The sequence below is a fragment of the Streptomyces sp. NPDC048001 genome (assembly GCF_043203115.1).
Classification (GTDB): Bacteria; Actinomycetota; Actinomycetes; order Streptomycetales; family Streptomycetaceae; genus Streptomyces; species Streptomyces sanyensis.
Window position 1 is genome coordinate 1 of sequence record NZ_JBIDBN010000002.1, and the last position, 20934, is coordinate 20934.

A 20934-nucleotide genomic window follows, 5' to 3' on the forward strand; every position below is an offset into this window, starting at 1 on the left:
GCCGGGCTGGTGCGCGGGCTGCTGGACGGCTGGGTCGCGGACAGTCCGGACAGCCGCGAGTGGCGGGATCTCGAAGAAGTCTGCTGACCGCTGCCCGTAGGCTGTACGCGCACCGATCGCGGTGCTGTTCCTCCCGCGCATCCCGGCATCCGGCCGGGTCGGGCGGGGTCACCGAGTTCAGGTTTTGCAGGAAGGCGTACGGCGGACATGTCGCAGCAGGAGACGGACGGGCGGATCGGCGTGGACGACGAGGGGTTCGTCGTCGACACCGAGGACTGCGAGGCGCGCGAGGCGGCGTACCGGGAGCGCGGCACGTCGCGCCCGATCACGGTCGTGGGCAACCCGGTGCTGCACAAGGAGTGCAAGGACGTCACCGAGTTCGACGACGAGCTGGCGAAGCTCATCGACGACATGTTCGCCAGCCAGCGCACGGCCGAGGGCGTGGGCCTGGCGGCCAACCAGATCGGTGTGGACCTGAAGGTCTTCGTCTACGACTGCCCGGACGACGACGGCAAGCGCCACGTGGGCGTCGTCTGCAACCCGGTCCTGGAGGAGCTGGAGCCCGAGCGGCGGGTGCTGGACGACTCCAACGAGGGCTGCCTCTCGGTGCCGACCGCGTACGCCTCGCTCGCCCGCCCCGACTACGCGGTGGTGCGCGGCCAGGACGCCAAGGGCAACCCGATCCGGGTCCGGGGCACCGGCTACTTCGCGCGCTGCCTCCAGCACGAGACGGACCACCTGTACGGCTACCTGTACATCGACCGGCTCTCCAAGCGCGACCGCAAGGACGCGCTGCGGCAGATGGAAGAGGGCACGCCGCGCTACGAGACGGTCCCCAACGCCTGAGGGCACGCGCTTGCGGAATGAGGCGGTCCGGCACCGGCCGGACCGCCTTTCCCATGGCCGTACGCCACGTGTGGCAGCTAACTGCCGTTTACCTGTGGATAGTTGACGCGCGTCGACCCGCTGCGCCAGGCTCGCCCCACAACGTCCGTGATCGAGAGGGAGCCCCATGCTGAAACGCGCCGCACGCGTTCTGCTCGGACTTGTCATGACCATTACTTTCGCGTTGGGCGGGGCGGTGCTGACCGCGGGCCCCGCGCAGGCCGACGGCTGCTACACCTGGACCCGCACGCTGAAGGCCGGGGCCACCGGCAACGACGTCACGCAGCTCCAGATCCGCGTGGCCGGCTGGCCGGGCTACAACTCCGTGCTGGCGATCGACGGTTCCTACGGCCCGGCCACCACCGCCGCCGTCAAGCGGTTCCAGGCGGCCTACGGCCTGGCCGCCGACGGGGTCGCGGGCCCGGCAACCCAGGCCAAGATCTACGCGCTCCAGGACAACGACTGCACGCCGATCCACTTCACGTACCCGGAGCTGAACAAGTGCAACAGCACCTGGGCGGGCGGCAAGGTCGCGGCGGGCACGGCGAAGGCGAACGCGCTGAGCAGCATGTGGAAGCTGGAGGCGCTGCGCCACGCGCTCGGTGACAAGTCCATCCGGGTCACCAGCGGCTTCCGCTCCGCCTCCTGCAACGCGGCGGTCGGCGGGGCCTCCAACAGTCGCCACATGTACGGCGACGCGGTCGACCTCGGCGCCTCGCCGCACTCCCTGTGCACGCTGGCCAAGCAGGCCCGCTACCACGGCTTCCGCGGGATCCTCGGCCCCGGCTACAGCGGCCACAACGACCACGTACACGTCAACCAGGGCCCCAACCGCCACTGGTCGGCGCCCAGCTGCGGCGTCTGACCTCCAGCGCTCCGCCGTGCCCGGCGTCCGCCTCTTCAGCTTCAGGCGACGCCGGGCATCGCGCGTTCCGGCCCAGCCCCCGGTCCCGCTCCCGGCCCCCGGAAGGTCCGGCGGTACGCGTTCGGGGTCGTCCCCAGCGTCCGTACGAACTGGTGGCGCAGGTGGCTTCTGCTCCGGTGGCACCCTCTGCCGCACCCGTCGCTATCCCTCGGCCCAGTACGCGGCCCGCACCTCCCCCTCCGCGAAGTCCCGGCGCGGCACACGCAGACCGAGGGACGCCTCCAAGGCGTGGAAGTACAGCTCGAACGTGCTGGTCACTTCGGGGTGGTCCAACTCGGCACGTCGCAGTGCCCGGTTGAGGAAGTCCAGCTCGCCGCCACGCAGATAGGGGGCGCGGCCGCGCTCGTACCAGATCAGCTCCAGCATGCCCCAGTCGTCGTCGACCCGGCGGCCGTCCCGCAGGTAGTCCAAGGTGTAGATGGCCTTCGCGGAAGTGGCTGTCAGCCATACGCTCTCTTTGATCCCCAGTGCGGCGTACGCCTCCTTGTCCGCGAAGGACCCCGGCGGTGTGTCGTGGTGCAGCAGGAACGTCCACCCGCCCGCCTGGCCGAAGCAGCAACTCTTCCACTGGCGGTCCCAGTGGGCCCGGCCGTTGTCGACGGCCTGCAGGTCCTTCAGGCGCGTACCTGCTGCGACCTGTACGGGGTCGGCCCCGTACAGCAGGGCCAGTCGCTCGGCGTCGACGGGCTGCCCGGGCGCCGCACGGAAGAAGGAGAGCGTCGTGTACGGGGCCTGCTCGCGCCAGGACTTGGCCATCCAGGCGAGCCCCTCCAGCGGGTCGCGCCCGCACTCCTCGACCGTCCCCGTGCCGTTCAGGCAGCCACTGCGGAACCGTCTGCCCCAGGCCGGGTCGATCCTGTCCAGCGTGACTGCCGTCTCCTCAGGGCTGCCGCCGTCCCGGCCGATCGCGTCCTCGGCGATCAGGTAAAGCACCTGTTCGAGGTCTCGGGTCGCGAAGACCTCCAGGTAAGGGCCGTGACGGCCATGTACCGTGCCGTCCTCGTCCAGCAGTAGAAACAGGCTGCCGTCCCCCGCCTCCTCGGCGCGCTCGGCACACGCCTCCAACTCGTCCTCCGAGAGGGCCACGGGCGGCAGCCCGACCCCGTGGAGCAGGGCGTGTTCGGAGACCGTCCGTTGCCAGGCCTCCGTCAACGTCCCCTCGGTGATCTTCATGGCGTCAGCATAAGAAGGGGCACTGACAACACAACCGGCTGATCCTCTCGGCCGCTCGATACCGGTGTGGGGCCGCCCCGTCTCCGCGAGCCCCCACTGGATCACCCGTCCCCTTCACCGAACCAGGAGCGGCCCTGGGCCCAGTGGGTCACCCACCCCGCGAAACCGGGCGTGCCCGGCATGAGGGAGGTGCCCGGCCGGGTGCCGAAGGGTATCGCGCCGTTCTCGTCGATCAGCCAGACGTGACCGCGCTCCGGGCCGGTGACGATCAGGTGCCAGTACATGCCGCAGCCGTCGGTGCCCAGCAGCAGCGAGCCATGGTCGAAGACCGGGCTCCTCCGGTCCTCGGACTGCTGGTACTCCTCCTCCGACAGCTCCGCTTCACCCTCCTCCGCCTCCCACGGCCACGCCTCCGTGAGCGGAAAGGGCTCGGAGAGCAGGCGCTCGGGACGGCCCGATCCCCAGTCCGAGGGTGTCTGCGCGAGAGGCAGCAGACCGTAGAAGGGGGGTCCCGCGCGCAGCCCGTCGCAGATCTCCGCCACGAAGGTGCGGTACGGCTCCGGGAGTACGACGCCGTGCTCCGCCTCGAAGGCCCGCACCGCTCCCCAGCCGAGAGGCGGCACTGCCTCGGGGCGGGAGGCGATGACCTCGTGGAGGGCGGCCGACTCGGCCGGGGCGCAGGTTTCCGTGTTCATGCCGGTCATCATGCAAGATCCGGCTCCTGGGCCCCACGGCCCCGGCGGCGCCCCGCTCAGTGCCCGCTGCTCTCGTAGTGGCGGGACTGCCGCTCCCAGAAGCGGTACGCGGCGTACATGAGCACGACGCCGATGGCCGGAGCGCCCCAGGCGAGCCATTCGGGGACGGCGAGTTCCTCTCCCCGGTCCATCAGCACGGTCGCCGGCAGATAGGCGACGAAGGCCAGCGGGAAGACGAAGGTCAGCCCGAAGCCGGCCACCGGGCCGAAGATCTTCAGCGGGTAGTTGCCGAAGTCGCTGAAGATCATGTCGATGGCGAACTTGATGGGGGAGACCCTCTTCATCCGGAAGACCAGTGCGGAGGCGGCCAGTTGCAGTGAGCCTTCCACCAGCGCACCGCCCACCACCGCGAGCACGAGGAAGCCGACGGCCCCCGGCGACCAGTCGACCGGGGCGGAGGCCGAGGCGATGGAGAGGAGGACCACTCCGCCCGCCAGGTCGCCGAGGGAGCTGAGCCGCACCCTGCGGGTGAGGAGCTGGACCAGCGGTGGCACCGGGCGGACGAGATAGCGGTCGTACTCGCCCTCGATGACGACCTCGTCGACGTGGATCAGCTGGTGTCCGGGGAGCAGCCAGAGGCCGTGGGCGGTCAGCCTGATCCCGTAGAGGAAGGCGATCTCGCCCAGTCCCCAGCCGCCGACCTGCCCGAAGCGGTCCAGCACGGCCCAGATGAAGGCCAGCCCGACGCCCTGGTAGAAGAGGCCGCCGATGATGTTGATGAGCAGGTTGCTCCGGTACTGGAACTCGGCCCGGAACGCCGCACCGGCCAGCAGCAGATAGACCCGTGGTCCTCGCATCGTCCCTCAGCCCCCCTGCGACATGACGCGGCGCCGGGCGCGCGACCAGACGTACGCGGCCAGGGCGCCGAGCGCGCCGATCCACGCGAGCTGGACCCCGAGGGCGGCCACGATGCCCGGGCCCTCGACCTGGCCCAGGTAGACGGCCGCCGGGGTGTACGCGGTGGCCTGGAAGGGCAGCCACTCCGCCACCACCCTGACCGGTCCTGGCATGAACCACAGCGGGACCAGGGCCCCGGAGAAGAACTGTGCGACGAAGCGGTAGGCCATGAGGGCGCCGCTCACCTCCAGGGTCCAGAAGGAGACCAGGCCGAGCAGCAGCCCGAGCAACTGGTTCACGAGCAGCGCGCCGATCAGGGCCACGGGGTAGGCGAATCCCGCAGCCGTGGAGGCGGGTGCCTGGCCGGCGCCGATCAGCAGCGCGAACGGCAGGGCCACCAGCAGGACCGGGACCGCGGCCGATGCCCACCCGAGCTGGCCGGCGAGCATCTGCCCGGGGAAGCCGACGGGCCGCAGCAGGTCCACGGCGACCTTGCCCTCCCGGACCCGCTGGTCGATGGGGGAGGACCGCCACGGGCTGACCAGCTGGTACTGGAGCGTCGTCAGCGTCGCGTACGCCGTCATGGTGGTGAGGCCGAGCCCGTCCACCTCCGCGCGGCCGTCGTAGAGGGCCTTCCAGACCACCGTCAGCAGCCAGATCTGGAGGAGCATCATCACGAAGGACGACAGATAGGCCGTGCGGTAGGTGAGGGCGGCCCGGAACTCCATCCGGGCGCAGGCGAGATGGGCCCGCAGCAGCGTTCCGAGCGGTTGCCTCGGGGAGGCGGGGGGCGTCTTCGCCGCGGTGGGGGCCGGTGCGGCGGTCATCCGCGGTCCGCGTAGATCCGGTGGATGACGCTCTCCAGCTCGGGTTCCACGATCGAGAGGTCGGTCACCCGGTGCCGCGCCAGCACCGCCGCCACCAGTTCGGCGGGCGGGGTGCGTACGGGGTCGAAGCGCAGCCACACCTTGCCGTCCTCCCGGCGGACCACCTCCGCGCCCTCGACGCTCTCCAGCCGGTCGGTCTGCACCACGAGTTCGCGGTGCGGGGCGTAGCGGGCCTTCAGCTCGTCCACCGCGCCGTCGTAGGCGACCCTGCCGTGGTCGATGAGGACGATCCGGTCGCAGAGTTCCTCGACGTCGTCCAGGTCGTGGGTGGTGAGGACGACCGTCGTGCCCGACTCCCGGTTCAGCTCCCCGACGAAGGTGCGTATTCGCTCCTTGGCGATGACGTCGAGCCCGACGGTCGGCTCGTCCAGGTAGAGGATGTCCGGGTCGTAGAGCATCGCGGCGGCGAGGTCGCCGCGCATCCGCTGGCCCAGGGAGAGCTGGCGGACGGGGGTGTCGAGGAACGGGCCGAGGTCCAGCACCTCGCTGAACTGCCGCTGCCTCTCGCGGAACCGGGCCTGCGGCACGTCGTAGAGACGGCCGATCAGCCAGAGCGAGTCCCGCAGGGGCAGGTCCCACCAGAGCTGGCTGCGCTGGCCGAAGACCACGCCTATCCGGCGGGCGTTGCGGGACCGGTCCCGCCAGGGCGTGGCACCGGCGACCGTGACCGTGCCGGACGTGGGGACGAGGATGCCGGTGAGCATCTTGATGGTGGTGGACTTGCCCGCGCCGTTGGGGCCGAGATAGCCGACCATCTCGCCCTGCTCGACCGTGAAGCCGACGCCGTCGACGGCACGCTTGACGGTCTGCTCACGGGTCAGGAGCGTGCGGATGCCCGCGAAGGGGCCTTCCTGCCGTTTGGGTCGGCTGAACTCCTTGACGAGGTCTGCCACTTCGATGACGGGCATGTGCGCCTCTCTGAGCGAGCGGGGCCCGGTCGGGCGTGATCGATCTGAGAGTGTGCACGCCAAGGCTTGGCCCAGTCCAAGCGTTTTCCGTTCGGCCGGTCCTCGTCGGCCGTGAGGGGACGCGGAAGGCCCCACCGCGCTCGGCAGCACGGTGGGGCCCTTGATTCTCCGCAGTCCGGAGCGGGTCTAGAAGTCGTCGTCGAAGCCGACGGTGCCCTCCACCGCCACCTGGTACGCGGACGGGCGGCGCTCGAAGAAGTTGGTCAGCTCCTGGACGCCCTGGAGCTCCATGAAGGAGAACGGGTTCTGCGAGCCGTACACCGGGGCGAAGCCGAGCCGCACCAGCCGCTGGTCGGCCACGCACTCCAGGTACTCGCGCATCGACTCGGTGTTCATGCCCGGCAGCCCGTCCCCGCACAGGTCGCGGCCGAACTGCAGCTCCGCCTCGACGGCCTCCTTGAGCATGTCGGTGACCTGCTGGCCGAGGGAGTCGTCGAAGAGCTCCGGCTCCTCCTTGCGGACGGTGTCCACGACCTCGAAGGCGAAGTTCATGTGCATCGTCTCGTCGCGGAAGACCCAGTTGGTGCCGGTGGCCAGGCCGTGCAGAAGGCCGCGCGAGCGGAACCAGTACACGTAGGCGAAGGCACCGTAGAAGAACAGCCCCTCGATGCACGCCGCGAAGCAGATCAGGTTCAGCAGGAAGCGGCGGCGGTCCGCCTGGGTCCGGAGGCTGCCGATCTCCTCGACGTGGTCCATCCAGCGGAAGCAGAACTGCGCCTTCTCCCGGATGGAGGGGATGTTCTCCACGGCGGCGAAGGCCGCGGCCCGGTCCTCGGGATCGGGGAGGTAGGTGTCGAGGAGCGTCAGATAGAACTGGACGTGCACGGCCTCCTCGAACAGCTGGCGCGAGAGGTACAGGCGCGCCTCGGGGGAGTTGATGTGCTTGTACAGCGTCAGGACGAGGTTGTTCGCCACGATCGAGTCGCCCGTCGCGAAGAAGGCGACCAGCCGGCCGATCAGGTGCTGCTCCGCCGGGGTCAGCTTGCCCAGGTCGGTGACGTCGGAGTGGAGGTCGACCTCCTCCACCGTCCAGGTGTTCTTGATCGCGTCCCGGTAGCGCTCGTAGAAGTCCGGATAGCGCATGGGCCGCAGGGTCAGCTCGAAGCCCGGGTCGAGCAGGTTCTTCGTGGTGCCGGGGGTGGACATTACTGGCAGGCCTCGCAGGACTCGGGGTTTTCCAGGGAGCAGGCGACGGCGTCGGGGTCGGCGGTCTGCTGGACGGGGACGGTGGCGCGCGCCGCACGGGCGATGCGCGTGGCCGGACGGGAACGCAGGTAGTAGGTGGTCTTCAGCCCCTGCTTCCAGGCGTAGGCGTACATCGAGGAGAGCTTGCCGATGGTCGGCGTCTCCAGGAACAGGTTGAGCGACTGGCTCTGGTCCAGGAACGGCGTACGGGCCGCCGCCATGTCGATCAGGCCGCGCTGAGGGATCTCCCACGCCGTGCGGTACAGCGCCCGGACGTCCTCCGGCACCCAGGTGAAGCCCTGGACCGAGCCGTTCGCATCGCGCAGCGCCTCACGGGTCTGCGCGTCCCACACGCCCAGCCGCTTCAGGTCCTCCACCAGGTAGGTGTTCACCTGGAGGAACTCCCCCGACAGGGTCTCGCGCTTGAAGAGGTTGGAGACCTGGGGCTCGATGCACTCGTAGACGCCGGCGATGGAGGCGATCGTCGCCGTCGGCGCGATGGCCAGCAGCAGCGAGTTGCGCATCCCCTTGTCCGCGACACGGGCGCGCAGCGCCTCCCAGCGCTCCGGCCAGTTCAGCTCGGTGTCGTAGTGGTCGGGGTGCAGCACACCGCGCGCGGTACGGGTCTCGGACCAGCCGGGCAGCGGGCCGTGGCGCTCGGCCAGGTCGCAGGACGCCTCGTAGGCCGCGAGCATGATGCGCTCGGCGATCCTCGTGGACAGCGCCCGGGCCTCGGGCGAGTCGAAGGGCAGCCGCAGCCGGAAGAACACGTCCTGCAGGCCCATGGCGCCCAGACCCACCGGCCGCCAGCGGGCGTTGGAGCGTCCCGCCTGCTCGGTCGGGTAGAAGTTGATGTCCACGACCCGGTCGAGGAAGGTGACGGCGGTGCGGACGGCGGCGTCCAGGCGCTCCCAGTCCACGTCCCCGGCCGCGGTGTCGACGAAGGCGCCGAGGTTGACGGAGCCCAGGTTGCAGACCGCGGTCTCGCCGTCGTCGGTGACCTCCAGGATCTCGGTGCACAGGTTCGAGGAGTGCACCACGCGCCCCGGCTCGGCCGTCTGGTTGGCCGTGCGGTTGGAGGCGTCCTTGAAGGTCATCCAGCCGTTGCCGGTCTGCGCGAGGGTGCGCATCATCCGGCCGTACAGCTCCCGCGCCGGGAGGGTGCGGCGGGCCAGCCCCGCGGCCTCCGCCCGGCGGTAGGCGGCGTCGAAGTCCGCACCCCACAGGTCGACCAGCTCGGGCACGTCGGAGGGGGAGAACAGCGACCACTCGGCGTCGGCCTCGACCCGGCGCATGAACTCGTCCGGGATCCAGTGCGCGAGGTTGAGGTTGTGGGTGCGCCGGGCGTCCTCGCCGGTGTTGTCGCGCAGCTCCAGGAACTCCTCGACGTCCGCGTGCCAGGTCTCCAGGTAGATCGCGGCCGCGCCCTTGCGCCGGCCGCCCTGGTTCACCGCGGCCACCGAGGCGTCCAGGGTCTTCAGGAACGGCACGATGCCGTTGGAGTGCCCGTTGGTGCCCCGGATCAGGGAACCGCGGGCCCGGATGCGGGAGTAGGGCAGCCCGATGCCGCCGGCGTGCTTCGACAGCCGGGCGACCTGGTGGTAGCGCTCGTAGATCGAGTCCAGCTCGTCCAGCGGCGAGTCCAGCAGGTAGCAGGAGGACATCTGCGGGTGCCGGGTGCCGGAGTTGAACAGCGTGGGGGAGGACGGCAGGTAGTCCAGGCGGCTCATCAGCCCGTACAGCGCGGCGACCTCGTCCACCGCGCGGGCCTCCCCCTCGGGGGAGTCGCTCGCCTCGGCGAGCCCCGCGGCGACGCGGAGCATGAAGAACTGGGGCGTCTCGATGACGTTCCGGGTGAGGGGGTGCCGCAGCAGGTACCGGCTGTAGAGGGTGCGCAGGCCGAAGTAGCCGAAGCGGTCGTCGGCCGCGGGGTCGACCAGCGCGTCCAGCCGGGCGGCGTGGCGCGCGGCGAACGCGGCGGTACCGTCGGCGATCAGCCCCTCGCGGTGGCCGACCGCGACCGAGGTGGAGAAGGAGACCGAGCCCTCCCCGGCCGCCTCCTCGGCGATGCTCAGGGTGAGCAGCCGTGCCGCCAGCCGGGAGTAGACCGGGTCCTCGGAGATCAGGCCGGCGGCGGCCTCGGTGGCGAGCGAGCGGAGCTCGGCCTCGTCCGATCCCGCGTGTCGCCCGCGCAGCGCGGCGGCCGCCACCCTGCCGGGGTCGGTGTCGGGCAGATCCGCGGTCAGGTCCGTGAGGACCCGCAGCAGCGCGGTCCCGGGTCCGTCGTTCCGCGTCTCTGAGACCGGATCGGCTGGCGCGATGGTCACGTGGTGCTCTCCCTCGCTCGGCACGGGGCCCGGCGGCGGAGGCAGAGGCCGCGCATGCGGGCCCGCGCGTGCGGGCAGGGGTGCACGGCGTCCACCGGCCCAACCGCGGGGCCCGGACGTCTGGGCGCCCGGAACGGTCGCACCGGGCGCACCGTCGGCAGGTCCTCGGACTCGCGGGCAGGCAGGGCCTGCCGCGCACACCGTTGCGGGACAGTCCCGGAGTCCCACCGGATTCCCCTGCGACGACAGCGGGATGAGCATACATGTGGGGGGCGGCTTGCTGCGCCACCCCCACATGTTGTGTCTACCCGGCGGAGGGGGCCGGGCCGGACCGTTCGGGGCGCCGGTGCTCAGAGCTCCAGCGCATAGGTGAGCAGGGGCACCGCGGGGATCGGGGTCCAGTCCCGCTTGGGGGTGCGGACGAAGCCCAGGCGCTCGTACATCCGCTGCGCCGGGCGCATGGCGTGCTGGGTCGACAGGACCAGCCGCACGCATCCCGGGACGGTCCTCGCACGGGCGACACAGGTGCGCACCAGCGCCTCGCCCACCCCCCGCCCGCGGGCCTCCTCGGCGACCGCGAGGGCCCGGAACTCCGCCTCGCCGGGGCGTGCGATGTCGGCGTAGGGGCCGCCCGCGGGGACGAAGGCGACACCGCCGAGCAGGCGGCCGTCCCCGTCCACGGCCACGTAGACCTCGCTGTGGGCCGCGCGGCCCGCGACGTCCCGCAGGACCTCCAGATAGGGGTCCTGCTCGCCGAAGTCGAGCAGCCCGCCGTCCAGGTAGGCCCGTGCGGTCAGTTCCCCCAGTGCGGTGAACTCCCCTGGTTCGATACGCCTGATGCTGATGTCCATGCAGGGCAGTGTGCATCACCGGAACGGCCGAGGGCCGCCGCATCCCTGGTGGGAGGCGGCGGCCCTCGTGCCGGGGCGCGGCGGTCAGTGCCCGCCGGGCGCGCCCGCGGTGGCCGGCGGCAGCTTCGCCGCGACACCCCGGTCGCCGGCGTCCGCGGTGTAGTCGGAGGGGCTCGTCTCGTCGACGCCGTCGGGTGCCTTGACCGCCCGCAGCACCAGGGTCAGGACCACGGTGACCGCGATGTTGAGGACGAAGGCGGTGAGGCCGATGTAGCCGATCTCACCGATTCCGGGGATCGCGGCGGAGGAGCCGCCGAAGTGCTTCTGGGTGGGGCTCGCGACGCCGTAGGCGGCCGCCGTGCCGTAGACCATGCCCACCGCCCAGCCGCCGATCAGCGCCCAGCGGTGGAACCAGCGGGTGAACAGGCCGCCCACCAGGGCGGGGAAGGTCTGGAGGATCCAGATGCCGCCCAGGAGCTGGAAGTTGATCGCCACGGTCTTGTCCATGGTGAGGACGAAGGCCAGGGCGCCCACCTTGACCAGCAGCGAGACCAGCTTGGAGACCTTGGTCTCCTGTGCGGGGGTCGCGTCGGGCCGCAGGAAGTCCTTGTAGATGTTGCGGGTGAAGAGGTTGGCCGCGGCGATGGACATGATCGCGGCCGGGACCAGGGCGCCGATGCCGATGGCGGCGAAGGCGACCCCCGCGAACCAGGCGGGGAACATGTTCTCGAAGAGCTGGGGGATGGCCAGTTGCCCGTTGGCCACCTCGACCCCGGCGGCGATGGCCATGAAGCCGAGGAGCGCGAGCAGCCCCAGCATCAGCGAGTACAGCGGCAGGATCGTGGTGTTGCGCCGGATCACCTCGCGGCTGCGCGAGGAGAGGGTCGCGGTGATGGAGTGGGGGTACATGAAGAGCGCCAGCGCCGAGCCGAGCGCCAGTGTGGCGTAGCCCCAGTGGCCCGCCTCGCCGGGCACCAGGGAGCCCACGGGCTTGCCGGTGTCCTCGTTCACCTGGGAGAACTTCTCCCCGGCCGCGGAGAAGATGGCGTCGAAGCCGCCCAGCTTGATGGGGATGTAGATGATCGCCACGGCGATGACCAGGTAGATCAGGGTGTCCTTGACGAAGGCGATCAGCGCCGGGGCGCGCAGCCCCGAGGAGTAGGTGTAGGCGGCGAGCACACCGAAGGCGACCAGCAGCGGGAGGTCCTTGACGAACCAGTGGGTGCTCTCGCCGCCGCCGACGCCCATCACGTCCAGTACCGCCTGGATGCCGACGAGCTGGAGTGCGATGTACGGCATGGTGGCCAGGATGCCGGTGAGGGCCACCGCGAGGGACAGGCCCTTGGAGCCGTAGCGGCCGCGGACGAAGTCGGAGGTGGTGACGTACCCGTGCCGGTGGGAGACCGACCACAGGCGGGGCAGGAAGGTGAAGATCAGCGGGTAGACCAGGATGGTGTAGGGCACGGCGAAGAAGCCGGCCGCCCCGGCCGCGTAGATGGCGGCGGGCACGGCCACGAAGGTGTAGGCCGTGTAGAGGTCGCCGCCCAGCAGGAACCAGGTGACCCAGGTGCCGAAGGAGCGGCCGCCCAGGCCCCATTCGTCGAGGCTCTGCTCGTTCTCCGCCTTGCGCCAGCGGGCGGCGAGGAAGCCCATGACCGTGACGAGGACGAAGAAGAAGACGAAGACGGCGAGTGCCACGCCGTTGACGCCGTCGTTCACCGGGACGCACCCCCCTTGCGGGCGCGCTGGTCGCGGCGCCACAGCGTGTAGGCCACCATGGTCAGCCCGGTCGAGATCACGACCCAGGCCATCTGGTACCAGTAGAAGAACGGCAGGCCGAAGAGCTCGGGGTCCGTCTTCGCGTAGGACCCGACCCAGAGCATCGCCACGAAGGGCGCGGCCAGGCAGAGGCCGATGACCACGCGTACCGGGGTGACGGCGGGCGGGCTCGCTTCGGGTGCTGCGGGCGCGTCCGGCGCCCCGGGCTCTGTCGGCATCGGGTCCGTTCCCCTCACTGGTCACACGGTTCACCTGGTGTAACGCGCAGGAAATCTAGGGGACCCGGGCCCCGTGCGGAACCCCGGCCCGGGTAACGGACAGGTGACGACCGTTCAGCGCACGGTGACGACCGCTCGGCGTGCCGGAGCGACCGCTCGTCTCAGAGCCATCCCTCCTTCGCGGCCCGGACCCCGGCCTCGAACCGGCTGCGCGCCCCCAGACGGGACATCAGCTCGGAGCTCATCCGCCGGACGGTCCGCAGCGAGACGCCGAGCCTGCGCGCGGCGATCTCGTCGGTGCTGCCGATCCCCAGGAGCAGCAGGAGCTCACGCTCCTGGGGCGAGAGGTCGTGCGCGTCGCGCCGGGGGGTCTCGCCGAAGGGTGTGCCGGACTCCCAGAGCTGCTCGAAGAGCACCACCAGGGCGCTGACCAGGCCGCCGCTGCGCACCTCCAGCGCCCCCGCACGCCCGTCGCGGGGGTCCATGGGCACCAGGGCGGCCTTGCGGTCGACGATCACCATCAGCATCGGGACCACCGGGACCGTGCGCGCGGCGCCGCCGAGGCCGCAGTACCAGCGGACGTACTCCAGCGTGGGCGGGTCGTTGCGGAAGCTCTCCTGGTACAGGGAGCGGATGCGCACCCCTCGGGCGAGGGCCAGTTCGTCCAGCGGCTGGCTGGCGTCCATGGTGTCGGGGAGCTGGGCGCCGCCGGGGAGCAGCGAGAGGCATTCCGTGCGGGCCGTGGCGGCCAGGGACTCCAGCCGCTCGCGGACGGCGTCCACGCCGTGGATGCGGTCGACGACGTCATGGCGGGCGGCCCGGTCGCAGCCCTCGGGGAAGGTGGCGAGAATCTGCTCCACCGTCCGCTCCGCGAGTTCCACCTGGCGCCTGCGGCGGCTCAGTTCGGCCTCGGCCCGGGCGAGCAGGAAGGAGAAGCCGACCTCCGGGTTGAAGGGGGCGGCCTCGTCGGCGTCCTCGCCGCCCATGGCCACCAGCTTCGCCTCGGCCAGGTGGGCGAGGGCGGAACGTACCTCCTGCTCGGGCCAGTCGAGGTGGCGTGCCATGCCGCCCACCCCCAACTCGGGCCTCTGGAGCATCAGCCGGTAGACCGTCTCCGCCGACTGCCGTATCCCCAGCGCCTCCAGCATGCGTCCCCCCGGAGCGTGCGTCGTTCTTCCCTGACCGTGCGTGGTGCGGCGTGCAGATGCGGTGATGCTATGCCGGATGGCCGATTCAGGACTAGACCAATTCTGCACATCGGACGGAGCCGTGGGATTGCCGGAAACCGCCCTCCCGGGCGCCCCTGTGATCCAAGATGGTCTAGTCCAAAGACGACTCATCTGAGGAGGACCGCGTCCATGGCAGTCCCGCAGCGCACCATCGCCCTTGGCACCCTTCCCTTCGGCACCACCGTCGACGAGGCCACCTCGTTCGCGGTGCTCGACCGGTTCGCGGAACTGGGCGGCACGGTGATCGACACGGCCAACAACTACGCGTTCTGGGTGGACGGCGGTACGGGCGACGAGAGCGAGGCGGTCATCGGCCGCTGGATGGCCGAGCGCCGCAACCGGGACGACCTGGTGGTCGCCACCAAGGCCGGCGCCCGCCCCGCCGTCCCCGGCACGGGCCTGGAGAACGCCGAGGGCCTGTCGGACAAGGCCCTCCGCACGGCGGCGGAGGCCAGCCTGAGGCGGCTCGGCACCGACCGGGTCGACCTGTACTGGACCCACATCGAGGACCGCTCGGTCGACCTCGCCGAGACCGTGGCCGCGCTGGCCGCGCTCGTCGACGCCGGCAAGGCCCTGGAACTGGGCGTCAGCAACCACGCCGTGTGGCGGGTCGAGCGGGCCCGCGCCCTGGCCGGCGACCGCCCGCGCTACGGCCACCTCCAGTACCGGTACTCCTACCTCCAGCCCCGCCTGGACATGCCGCTCCCCTCCTCCGCCCACGTCCACGTCACCGGCGAACTCCTGGACTACGTGCGCACCGAGGGCGACCTGCGCCTGTGGGTCTACAGCGCCCTGCTGGCCGGCGGCTACACGCGCCCCGACGTCGAGGTCCCCGGCGCCTACGACCACCCCGGCACCCCGCCCCGGCTCGCCGCCCTGCGCACCGTGGCGGACGAACTCGGGGCGACGGTCAACCAGGTGGTGCTGGCCTGGCTGCTGGACAGCGACCCGCCGGTCCTGCCGGTCGTCGGCGCCAGCGGCGTGGCGCAGGTCGAGGAGGCCATGGGCGCCCTGTCGCTCTCCCTCGACGCGGACCAGCGCCGCCGCCTGGACGAGGCGGGCCGCTGACACGGGGGGCGCGGGGGCGGGCGGCCCCCGCGCCCGCTCACCCGGCCGGAGCGCCGTCCGCAGGGGAGACCAGCAGCTCCTGCCCCCGGTGGTCGGACAGTCCCTCGGGCGGGACGAAGGCGTAGCGGTGGACCGCCAGCTCCCCGCCGGTGAACGTCCAGTCCAGCCGCCACAGCGCCGGCCCGCCGGCGTCCCAGGTGCCGGGGAGCAGGCCCGAGGAGGCCGGCAGCGCGTCCCGGAAGGCCGACCGCAGCCCCCGCAGATCGCCCATGGCCGGGGTGGTGTTGAAGTCCCCGGAGATCAGCACCGGGTTCCGGTTGGCCCGGGCGTCCTCCAGCAGGGCCCGGTAGTGCTCCCGGCGCTGGGCGTCCCGGTCGCGGACCACCCGGTAGAACCCGCTGCTCAGCACGGAGCGGTGGACGTCCAGCTGCACCGGGACGTGCACGTTGTAGAACGACACCACCGTGCCGTCCACGTCGATGTCGGTGCGCAGCACCTTGCCCCGCTCGAAGCGCTCGCCCCAGCCGCTGCGCGGGGTCAGCCCCCGCGCCGGCCCCACCGGCGGCACCGCCACCACCGGACGGCGGGACAGCGTGACCAGCTCGCCCAGCACGACCACGCGGTACCCGGGGAACTCCGCACGCAGCCGGGCCAGCCGGTCCACGGGGGCCGGCCGCCCGTCCCGCCAGGCCAGGTACTCCTGGAGCAGGTAGACATCGGCGTCCCGGGAGGCGAGGAAGCGGTGGAAGGCGCCCGGGTCGTCGGTGGTGTCCCAGTACAGCGTGTTCCACGAGAACACCTTCAGGGCCCCCGGCGGCGCGGGGCCCGGACCGCCGCCGGGCACCAGGGCACCCCAGTGCAGTCCGGCCCTCGGCACACCGGCCAGCAGCACCGCGACGAGCAGGGGCACCAGCCGGCCGCGCGCGCCCCGTGCGAGGGGGAGCAGACACAGCGCGAGCAGGAGCAGCGGCACCGCGGCGAACAGCGGGGGAGGCGCCAGATCGGCCAGCAGCCAGGGCCACCACCGCCCGCTCAGCAGATGCCCCAGCACGGTGAACAGCCCCCACGCCGCGGAGGCGGCGACGAGCAGGCGCAGCCCGGTGCGCCGCCGCGGGCGGGGGCCGGGCGGCCTCGCGCCGGCCGACCGGACGGGTGGGCGGGCGCCGAGCACGGCGGGGCCGGGGGGACGGGGCATGGGCACCTCTCGCATGCGGCGCGGGGGAGGAAACCGGGACATCCCGGCCGGGAACGATAGCAGCCGTCAAGGGCTGCTCCGTGCACCGTAGTTGACCCGTCCGGCGGAGTCGGCCGGGCGATACGCGAGCGATATCCGGCCAATACGCGGGCCCGGTGGACTGGTCCCATGACGCACACCGTGTCGGTCGTCATACCGGCCTACAACTCCGCCCGCACCCTGGACGCCTGCCTGCGGTCCGTCTACGCCCAGACCCACCCCGTGCACGAGGTCCTCGTCGTCGACGACGCGAGCACGGACACCACCGCGCAGATCGCGCGGCGCCACCCCTGCACGCTCATCCGCAGCCCCGTCAACAGGGGCGTCTCCGCCGCGCGGAACACCGGCATCGCCGCGGCCACGGGCGAGGTGCTGTTCTTCCTCGACTCCGACGAGGCGCTCACCCCCGACTCGGTGGCCAACGCCCTGGAGATCCTCGCCGCCGACCCGGGCTGCGGCTGCGTGCACGGCGTCATCGCCCCCGAACCGCTCTTCGACGACGGGCCCGTCGAGCACTACAAGGTCCTCCACGCCTACTGGTGGCGGGCACGCGGCGCGGGGGACGTGGAGACCGCCTTCTTCGCCCAGGCCGCCGTGCCCCGCGGCGTGTTCGAGCACCTCGGAGGTTTCGACGAGTCGCTGAGGGACTCCGAGGACCTGGAGTTCAGCGACCGGCTGGCCCCCCACTACCGGATCGTGCTCACCGAGCGGGTGATGGCACGCCACGACGAGGAGCACCGCCTCGGCCCGCTCCTCGCCGAGACCTACCGGCGCGCGCTGCTGCTGGTGCCCGCCCTGCTGTCCGCGCGACGCGGCGGGCGCAGCAACCTGACGGCCAACAGCCCCGCCTCGGTGCTGGCCGCCGCCGGGCTGTTCGCCGCGCTGCCGTGGGGCCTCGCGCTGCCCTGGCTGCCCGCCGCGGGGCTCGCCGCCTTCGGCCTCGCCAACCTCGGGCTGCTGCGCTTCGCCGCCCGCCGCCGCGGAGCCGGGTTCGTCCCGTTCTTCGCCGCCGTGCACCTGCTCAACCACGCCGCGCTGCTGGCCGGAGCCGCCGTGGGCGGCCTGCGGGCCGCCCTGCGGCCGCGCACGGCGGCGCGCTCCGGAGCCGGACGGGCGGTGGCCCGGTGACGATCGACCGGCTCCGGAGGATCCTGACCCCGGTCATCGTGGTCGCCGCCCTGGTCGGCGTGTACCTGGTGGTGCGGGGCGAGGGGCCCGAGGCCGCCCGCTCCTTCGCCCGTGCCGAGGCGGTGCCCCTGCTGGCCGCCTCGCTCGCCGCCAACGTCGCCGGACTGGTGCTCGCCGTGCACGCCTGGCGGGTGCTGCTCCCCGGCGACCACCCGATCCGCGGCCTGTACGCGGCGAAGGTCTACTTCCTCGGCCAGCTCAGCAAGTACGTGCCCGGACGCGTCTGGGGCGTCCTCACCCATGTGGCGCACGGCCGTGCGGTGGGCGTCCCCGGCTCCCAGATGACCTCGGCGTATGTGCTGAGCCTGGCGCTGACCCTGCTCACCGGTGCGGCCGTCAGCCTCGCGGCGGCCCCTGTGGCACTGCCCGGGCACTGGATGTGGCTGTGCCTGCCCGCGCTGTTCTTCCTCGCCTCCACCCTCCGCCCGGCCCTGGTGACCCGGCCCGTCGCCGCGGCCGCCCGGCTGGCCAGGCGGCCCGTGGCCACGCCCCCCGACGGCGCGGTCCGCCGTGCGGTGCTCCTCGCGGTCGCCTCCTGGACGGCCTCCGGCCTGCACCTGTGGTTCCTGGTGCTGGCGCTGGGCGCCGAGCCCTGGGGCGGACTGGGCGCCGCCGTCGGCGGTTTCGCCCTCGCGACCGTGGTCAGCAGCCTGGCCCTGATCGTGCCCGACGGCTGGGGGGTGCGGGAGCTGACCATCACCGCCGCCCTCGCCACCGTGCTTCCCGCCGGGCCCGCCGCCGCGGCCGCCATCGCCAGCCGCCTGGTCTGCGTGGTCGCCGAGCTCGGCAGCGCCGGCCTCGTCCTCGGCTGGAGCCGGCTGCGGCCCGCCCCCGCCCCCGCGCCCACCGCCACGCCCGTCACGCCCGCCACGCCCGCCACCGAGCCCCCGCCCACCGGCACCGGGACACCTCCGGACACCGGCACCGGCACCGGCACCGCACCCGCCCCACCGCACGGCGACCCGCATGCGCCGCACCGCCTCACCCCCCTGGGAGAAGCCCGTGTACACCCTTGACGAAGCCGAGAACCTCCAGATCGGCGAGGTCCACGACCTCTACCGCCGCTATGTCAACAAGAGCCAGGTCTCCCTGATGACCTCGTTCGGCTTCGGCCGCGAACTGGTCAGCAGCGCCGAGGGCGCCTATCTGACCCTCTCCGACGGCCGGCGGATCCTCGACATGACCGGCGGCGTGGGCGTGCTCAACCACGGCCACAACCACCCCCGCATCCTCGCCGCCCGGGAGCGCTTCGCCCGCGAGCGGCGGATGGAGGTGCACAAGACCTACTTCTCGCCCTACCTCGCCGCACTCGGCCACAACCTCGCCGAGGTCCTGCCCGGCGACCTCACCATGTCCTTCCTGCCGAACTCGGGAGCGGAGGCCGTCGAGGGGGCGGTCAAGCTCGCGTACAAGTACCACAAGGGACGGCGCTCCACCGTCCTGCGCGCCGACTGCGCCTTCCACGGAAAGCTGCTCGGCTCCGGCGGACTGACCGGGCAGGCGCAGTTCGGCTTCCCGACCATCCCCGGGATCGACACCTTCCGCTACGGCGACCTCGGCTCCGTCAAACGGGCCGTCGCGGCCCACCCGGACGACGTCTACGCCATCCTGATCGAGCCCTTCAGCGCCTCCACGATCCAGTGGTGCTCCGAGGAGTTCCTGCGGGGGCTGCGCGAGCTGTGCGACCGGGAGAGGATCGTCCTGATCTTCGACGAGATCTACACCGGCTGGGGCAAGACCGGCACCCTCTTCCACTTCATGCGCTACCCGGGCCTGATCCCGGACGTGCTGACCACGTCGAAGTCCTTCGGCGGCGGCAAGTCCTCGATCTCGGCCCTCGTCGCCCGCGAGGGCGTGTTCCGCAAGGCGTACGACAACCTGGGCGACGCCCTGCTGCAGTCCACCTCCACCACCTACTACGGGTTCGGCGAGGAGTGCGCCACCGCGCTGGAGGCCGTCAACATCGCCGTCGAGGACGACTACCCGGCCCGCGCGCGGGCCCTGGGCGCCGTCCTGGAACCCGGGCTGGAACGGATCGCCAAGGAGCACCCCGAGGCCGTCGGCCGGGTGGCCGGCGCCGGGGCCCTGTGGGGCGTGTTCGTCGACGGCGGCCCGCGCGTGCTCGACCTCGTCGCCAAGCTCGCCCCCGGCGGCATGGCCCGCGACCCGCGGTTCAGGACCAAGCTGGTCACCTGCGCGGTGATCAACGCGCTCTACCAGGACCACGGCATCTACGCCTACTACACCCTCAACGGCCTCAACCCGCTGATCATCGGCCCCTCGCTGGTGACCGATCCGGCGGAGGCGGAGCGCACCGTCGACGCGCTCGGCGAGGTCCTCGACCGCGGGCTGTCCCCTCTGGTCGCCCGCTTCATCAAGCAGAAGGTGGGTTCCCAGTGGTGATCACCCTCACCGGCGCGGCCGGCATGCTCGGCTCCCGGCTCGCGGAGCGGCTGCTCGCCGACGGCCACCGGGTGCGCGGCGTCGACCTCCGCCCCGGCCCCGGCGTGGAGTTCACCGGGGACATCCGCGACCGGGAGGTCATGGACCGCGCCCTCGACGGCGCCGACGTCCTGGTGCACGCCGCCGCGGCGCTGCCCAGCTACCCCGACGAGCAGATCCGCTCGATCATCGTCGGCGGCACCGAGAACGTCTTCGCCGCGGCCGCCGCCGCCGGCACCCCCCGCGTGGTGCACATCTCCTCCACGGCCGTCTACGGACTGCCGAGCGTGGTGCCCACACCGGAGGAGTACCCCCGGGAACCCGTCGACACCTACAGCCGGGCCAAGGCCGCCGCCGAGGAGGTCGCCGAGCGGTACCGCGCCGAGGGGATGTGCGTCCCGATCCTCCGCCCCAAGACCTTCGTCGGGCCCGGCCGGATGGGCCTGTTCTCGATGCTCTTCGAATGGGCCGAGGAGGGCCGCCACTTCCCCGTGCTCGGCAGGGGCGACGTGCGCATCCAGATGTTCGCCGTCGACGACCTCGTCGACGCCGTGGTCACGGTGATCGCCGCCGAGGACGACGTCGCGAACGACACCTACAACCTCGCCGCCGCGGAGTTCGGCACCCTGCGCGAGGACTTCCAGGCCGTCCTCGACGCCGCGGGCCACGGCAAGCGGGTCGTCGGGCTGCCCGCCCGTCCCGCCCTCGCCGTGCTCAGCGTCCTCCAGCGCGCCCGGCTCTCGCCCGTGTACGGGCGGCTGCTGCACAAGCTGATGGACGACTCCTACGTGAGCATCGACAAGGCCAAGGCCCGGCTCGGGTTCACCCCGCGGCTGTCCAACGCCGACGCGGTGCTGCGCACCTACCACTGGTGGCGCACCGCCCGCCACGAGGCCCCCGAGGGCGCCCCGGCCTCCGGCCGCACCAGCCGGGACCCGTGGAAGCAGGGCCTGCTGTCCGCCGCGAAGATCTTCTTCTGAGGG

General features: G+C 72.1%; 19 protein-coding genes, 1 pseudogene and 1 riboswitch. Of the genes and pseudogenes, 7 read left to right on the forward strand and 13 right to left on the reverse strand.

Annotated features, from left to right (window positions below):
• Positions 1 to 207 precede the first annotated feature (207 nt).
• Together def and ACGF15_RS04310 are read left to right on the forward strand one after the other, a co-directional pair.
• Positions 208 to 846 carry a peptide deformylase gene (def, locus tag ACGF15_RS04305; protein ID WP_093752265.1) on the forward strand — a complete coding sequence of 213 codons (639 nt, stop codon included), beginning with the start codon at positions 208 to 210 and terminating at the stop codon, positions 844 to 846.
• A gap of 166 nt (positions 847 to 1012) precedes the next feature.
• Positions 1013 to 1750, forward strand: a complete 738-nt coding sequence (locus ACGF15_RS04310; RefSeq protein WP_019764673.1) for a D-Ala-D-Ala carboxypeptidase family metallohydrolase — start codon at positions 1013 to 1015, stop codon at positions 1748 to 1750.
• 41 nt (positions 1751 to 1791) lie between these two features.
• On the opposite strand, the pseudogene ACGF15_RS04315 reads toward ACGF15_RS04310, so the two are convergent.
• The 12 genes and pseudogenes from ACGF15_RS04315 to ACGF15_RS04370 form a co-directional block, all read right to left on the reverse strand.
• Positions 1792 to 1911 (reverse strand): annotated as a pseudogene (locus ACGF15_RS04315) (AraC family transcriptional regulator); the annotation flags it as partial.
• Positions 1912 to 1951: 40 nt separating this feature from the next.
• A complete protein-coding gene (locus ACGF15_RS04320) occupies positions 1952 to 2983 on the reverse strand; it encodes a hypothetical protein (protein ID WP_258466079.1) in 1032 nt (343 codons plus the stop codon).
• A 101-nt stretch (positions 2984 to 3084) separates the two neighbouring features.
• Positions 3085 to 3690 (reverse strand): SMI1/KNR4 family protein, encoded by a 606-nt coding sequence (locus ACGF15_RS04325; RefSeq protein ID WP_381061850.1) that lies wholly within the window; start codon positions 3688 to 3690, stop codon positions 3085 to 3087.
• Positions 3691 to 3734: 44 nt separating this feature from the next.
• Positions 3735 to 4535 (reverse strand): ABC transporter permease, encoded by an 801-nt coding sequence (locus ACGF15_RS04330; RefSeq protein ID WP_053559458.1) that lies wholly within the window; start codon positions 4533 to 4535, stop codon positions 3735 to 3737.
• A 6-nt stretch (positions 4536 to 4541) separates the two neighbouring features.
• On the reverse strand, positions 4542 to 5402 hold the full coding sequence (locus ACGF15_RS04335) for an ABC transporter permease (RefSeq protein WP_392796896.1): 861 nt from the start codon (positions 5400 to 5402) through the stop codon (positions 4542 to 4544).
• The gene (locus tag ACGF15_RS04340; RefSeq protein WP_392796897.1) at positions 5399 to 6370 is read right to left on the reverse strand and encodes an ATP-binding cassette domain-containing protein; all 972 of its coding nucleotides are present in this window, start codon (positions 6368 to 6370) and stop codon (positions 5399 to 5401) included. The genes ACGF15_RS04335 and ACGF15_RS04340 overlap by 4 nt, the downstream gene beginning before the upstream one ends.
• Before the next feature lie 186 nt (positions 6371 to 6556).
• Positions 6557 to 7576, reverse strand: coding sequence for a ribonucleotide-diphosphate reductase subunit beta (locus ACGF15_RS04345; RefSeq protein WP_362740244.1), 1020 nt, complete (start codon positions 7574 to 7576; stop codon positions 6557 to 6559).
• Positions 7576 to 9942, reverse strand: coding sequence for a ribonucleoside-diphosphate reductase subunit alpha (locus ACGF15_RS04350; protein WP_392796898.1), 2367 nt, complete (start codon positions 9940 to 9942; stop codon positions 7576 to 7578). Before ACGF15_RS04350 ends, ACGF15_RS04345 begins: the two co-directional genes overlap by 1 nt.
• Positions 9943 to 10102: 160 nt before the next feature.
• Positions 10103 to 10179, reverse strand: a riboswitch (cobalamin riboswitch).
• A gap of 113 nt (positions 10180 to 10292) precedes the next feature.
• Positions 10293 to 10793, reverse strand: coding sequence for a GNAT family N-acetyltransferase (locus ACGF15_RS04355; protein WP_345612925.1), 501 nt, complete (start codon positions 10791 to 10793; stop codon positions 10293 to 10295).
• Between the two features lie 84 nt (positions 10794 to 10877).
• Positions 10878 to 12512, reverse strand: a complete 1635-nt coding sequence (mctP, locus tag ACGF15_RS04360; protein ID WP_362612668.1) for a monocarboxylate uptake permease MctP — start codon at positions 12510 to 12512, stop codon at positions 10878 to 10880.
• Positions 12509 to 12790 carry a DUF3311 domain-containing protein gene (locus tag ACGF15_RS04365; protein ID WP_345612929.1) on the reverse strand — a complete coding sequence of 94 codons (282 nt, stop codon included), beginning with the start codon at positions 12788 to 12790 and terminating at the stop codon, positions 12509 to 12511. The genes mctP and ACGF15_RS04365 overlap by 4 nt, the downstream gene beginning before the upstream one ends.
• Positions 12791 to 12951: 161 nt before the next feature.
• Positions 12952 to 13938: a helix-turn-helix transcriptional regulator gene (locus ACGF15_RS04370; protein ID WP_345612931.1), complete on the reverse strand. Its 987-nt coding sequence runs from the start codon at positions 13936 to 13938 to the stop codon at positions 12952 to 12954.
• 210 nt (positions 13939 to 14148) lie between these two features.
• Between ACGF15_RS04370 and ACGF15_RS04375 the strand changes: the two genes are divergently transcribed.
• Complete coding sequence (locus tag ACGF15_RS04375; RefSeq protein ID WP_362612672.1) at positions 14149 to 15087, forward strand: aldo/keto reductase; 939 nt, start codon at positions 14149 to 14151, stop codon at positions 15085 to 15087.
• A gap of 37 nt (positions 15088 to 15124) precedes the next feature.
• Here ACGF15_RS04375 and ACGF15_RS04380 read toward each other — a convergent pair whose 3' ends face one another.
• Entirely contained in the window at positions 15125 to 16282 is a 1158-nt protein-coding gene (locus ACGF15_RS04380; RefSeq protein WP_392796899.1) for an endonuclease/exonuclease/phosphatase family protein, read from the reverse strand.
• 168 nt (positions 16283 to 16450) lie between these two features.
• Between ACGF15_RS04380 and ACGF15_RS04385 the strand changes: the two genes are divergently transcribed.
• From ACGF15_RS04385 to ACGF15_RS04400, 4 genes are read left to right on the forward strand one after another with little or no spacing between them, the layout of a single operon-like run.
• Positions 16451 to 17449: a glycosyltransferase family 2 protein gene (locus ACGF15_RS04385; RefSeq protein ID WP_345612937.1), complete on the forward strand. Its 999-nt coding sequence runs from the start codon at positions 16451 to 16453 to the stop codon at positions 17447 to 17449.
• Positions 17446 to 18525 carry a lysylphosphatidylglycerol synthase domain-containing protein gene (locus tag ACGF15_RS04390; RefSeq protein WP_392796900.1) on the forward strand — a complete coding sequence of 360 codons (1080 nt, stop codon included), beginning with the start codon at positions 17446 to 17448 and terminating at the stop codon, positions 18523 to 18525. Before ACGF15_RS04385 ends, ACGF15_RS04390 begins: the two co-directional genes overlap by 4 nt.
• Positions 18476 to 19912, forward strand: a complete 1437-nt coding sequence (locus ACGF15_RS04395) for an aminotransferase class III-fold pyridoxal phosphate-dependent enzyme (protein ID WP_362612683.1) — start codon at positions 18476 to 18478, stop codon at positions 19910 to 19912. Before ACGF15_RS04390 ends, ACGF15_RS04395 begins: the two co-directional genes overlap by 50 nt.
• A complete protein-coding gene (locus ACGF15_RS04400; RefSeq protein WP_392796901.1) occupies positions 19906 to 20931 on the forward strand; it encodes an NAD-dependent epimerase/dehydratase family protein in 1026 nt (341 codons plus the stop codon). The genes ACGF15_RS04395 and ACGF15_RS04400 overlap by 7 nt, the downstream gene beginning before the upstream one ends.
• Positions 20932 to 20934: the final 3 nt, after the last annotated feature.